The 3,118-nt window shown below is 24.0% G+C and carries 4 protein-coding genes; all 4 read left to right on the forward strand.

Annotated elements, in window-relative coordinates; all coding sequences use genetic code 11:
• Positions 1-429: 429 nt before the first annotated feature.
• Positions 430-603 carry a hypothetical protein gene (locus AJ930_RS10395; RefSeq protein WP_153882527.1) on the forward strand — a complete coding sequence of 58 codons (174 nt, stop codon included), beginning with the start codon at positions 430-432 and terminating at the stop codon, positions 601-603.
• Positions 604-1,589: 986 nt separating this feature from the next.
• Positions 1,590-1,991 carry a hypothetical protein gene (locus AJ930_RS08905; RefSeq protein ID WP_044779697.1) on the forward strand — a complete coding sequence of 134 codons (402 nt, stop codon included), beginning with the start codon at positions 1,590-1,592 and terminating at the stop codon, positions 1,989-1,991.
• A gap of 81 nt (positions 1,992-2,072) precedes the next feature.
• The gene (locus tag AJ930_RS08910; protein WP_083262292.1) at positions 2,073-2,756 is read left to right on the forward strand and encodes a hypothetical protein; all 684 of its coding nucleotides are present in this window, start codon (positions 2,073-2,075) and stop codon (positions 2,754-2,756) included.
• On the forward strand, positions 2,756-3,118 hold a 363-nt coding region (locus AJ930_RS10640; protein ID WP_070275226.1), incomplete at its 3' end, for a hypothetical protein. The genes AJ930_RS08910 and AJ930_RS10640, both read left to right, overlap by 1 nt.

Consider the following 3,118-nt stretch of genomic DNA (forward strand, 5'->3'; position numbering starts at 1 on the left):
AAACCACAAAATTACATCTTAATTTTAATAAAATAGAGAATCTAAGGAGATAACCCATGACATATATATTACTTCTTATTATAATTTCTACTATTCTTTCTTATCTTATATTAAAATTTATTTATAAAATCATCTTTAAATCTACAAAAAGCGTTTCAAAGTTTTTAGTCTTTCTTGGAAGTATAGGCTTAATTATCTTTTATTATACTCCTTATTCTTATTATTTAGAGCCTAGTTATTGGCAATTTAGGAATATGTGTAAGTTAAATGAACTTCCTAAAGTATAATAAGATTCTAGGGTATTTTGATAAAAAGTTAGGCGGCATAGATGATTTTCGACATGTAAAAAAATATAGTAGGATAGAAATGTGGCTTTATATATTACGATGATACTTCAAAACTCCTTCAAATTTTCAAGAAAAGATAGAGATGGATAATATTGTACTAAAAACAAAAAATATGCAAATGTCTTTACACAAGATTGTTGATATGCATATAAGTCCATATTGGAATACTAGAAGGTATGTGTTAGAAGGCAATGAGGGTAATATGAATTTTGAGTTTATAGAGGATGGGCTCGCTTGTGGTAATCTTTATCAATAATAATATAAGGAATAAATCAACAATTTAAAAGATTATACAGAATTTGTGTAAGCTAGTTATTTTAATTTTGTTTATACTGAAGGACAAAAAGCTTTAGGATTTAAAATATCTAAAACTAGATTTTTTAAAGATAAGAGTGAATTAGAAAAATTGGACTATTTTAAAGCATTACATGATGAATATAATGGATATTTGGTTATAGATGATTCTTTATTTTTTATGTGAAACTAAATGGAGATTTTAGAGAATTACAAGCTAGAAATTTTTCTCAAAGATATGAGATTAAATTTCATCAGCCCAACACTACAAATTGTCTTATGAAAAAACAGAGAAAATTAAGAGGAGTTAATAAATGCTAGAATTCTTTGTTAATCTTTTAATATTTATTCTTATATTTTTCTTTTTTGTTTTTATATTTTCTATTATTTTATATTTTATCTTTAAAATTTTTTATAAATTAAAAAATAAAACAAAAACTATAAATTTTAAAACAATATTTAAAAAACTTACTTTATTTCTTTTGCCTGTATATCTTTTATTATTCTTAACAGGAGGCTGTTCTTATAAATATATGGATCCGCAGTATTATGAGTTTAAGAGCTTGTGTAAAGATATAGATAATAAAGTAATAATTTACAATAAAGCTTATTGGGAATTGTATAGCGATTTTACAAAAAAAAGCCTTCTATAGAAAAACGAGTTAAGGATGATGGTTATGAATATTTTTATTATGAAAAACTTAATGAAACATTTACTTATTATGATATAAAAGATACGATAAAATCCGAGAAACGAAATGGCAATATTATAACCATAGTATATGATAAAAAATATAAAAAAATGCCCAAGCCTTTTGCTACATATATAAGATATAAATATGAAAATGATGGTGTATTCTTAAGAGGCGATGAGGGCTCTGGATTATATTTTAGATATGAAGAAGTATTCACTTGTAGCTATTTTGATAATTTTAAGTAAGGATATAAATGAGCAAAAACATTAAAACACAAGAAGCTAAATTAGACTTAATCACTAAATTTCTAGACTATGCTAATTGTGCAGATGCTAGTTATGCTTTATTAGATCCAGTTTTTACAGGTGTTATTATTGATAAACAAGAAAAGGAATTAGAAAAAGATTTAGATACCCAAAGACTAGGTGATAAACATAATAATCAAAATTCTACCTATGCAAGAGCTATACAAGCTCGTTTTGAACAAAATAAAATAGTTAAAATAGAACCTAAATATTGTATTTCTCTTATAAATACTTGTTTTGATAGTAAAGAAATAACATTGGATAATGATATTAGTAGGGTGGGGTTAAATGATACACTTAGTAAAAGAATCATTGATTTTATAAATAGATTTAAACTTTTAAAACATTAGTCTAACACTTTAAGTGGCTTTAGTGCTATTTTGTTTGAAGATGCTAAAGATAATAATCAAAGTAATATAGGATAAAAATATATGAAAAACAAGCTCTATCATTATTTTAACAATAAAGAAAATTCAAATGATTTAAAAAAACAATTCTTTAAAAATATAAAACAAGCTTTATTTTATCTTTTTCTTGTCATCTTAACTTTTTATAATATTACTTATTTAACTCTTTTAACCTTTTTCCCTTTTTCTTTCTTTGGATGGATTAGCTTGTTTATACTTTCTACTATATGGGTATATTTATTTTTAAAGCTTGTCTTTTATCTTGTCTTTAAAATTTTTAATATTGATAAAAAAATTAAAAAGTTTTATTTATTTTTACCTTATCCATTATTCATGCTTCTTTGGTTTGGATACTCTTTTGTACCTCTTGAATGGCAAAGTAGTTTTAAAGAATTTGAGAGTTTGTGTGAGAAGGCTGATTCTAAGGCGGTTATTTATGATGCAAAAAATATTATAAGTCTTTGGGATAATTATAAAAAAATAAACAAGGATATTTTATTCAACATAACAGAGCAATATGTAGATTTTAGAATAAAAAAAATTATTATTTTATGGTACTATAAGGACGGCAAAAATACAATACAAGAATATAAAATAGACAATACATACTCTTGGCTTGACATAGGTATGTTTGCTAAATACAAAAGAAAAATGATATGCTATGATATTCGAAAATATAAAGAATTACAAGAAAAAAGAGGCTACTAATGTATGAAAAACAAGCCAAATATATGAAACTTTATAAATATGCTAGAATGTGCTGGGCTAGTTATTTTTATTTTGATTTTTTAAATACTAGAAATATATTTGAGTTAGATTTTAATCAAGAAAAAATTCAAGAAGAAAATTCTCTTAGAGGCTATAGAGAAATAAAGGTAAATTTAGAACATGTTGTCAGTCAAAAACATAAAGATAAAGAAGTATTGATTGATTTAAGACAAGATGATGCTTGGCAATCAAAAATGTTAAATTTCTTTGATGAAAAGACAAATTTTGATAAACTAAATGGAGAATTTGGAGAATTACAGACTAAAAATTTCATTCAAAGATATGAGGTTCAATTTCATCAG

It is taken from the genome of Campylobacter sp. BCW_6871 (assembly GCF_001762325.1).
Classification (GTDB): domain Bacteria; phylum Campylobacterota; class Campylobacteria; order Campylobacterales; family Campylobacteraceae; genus Campylobacter_D; species Campylobacter_D jejuni.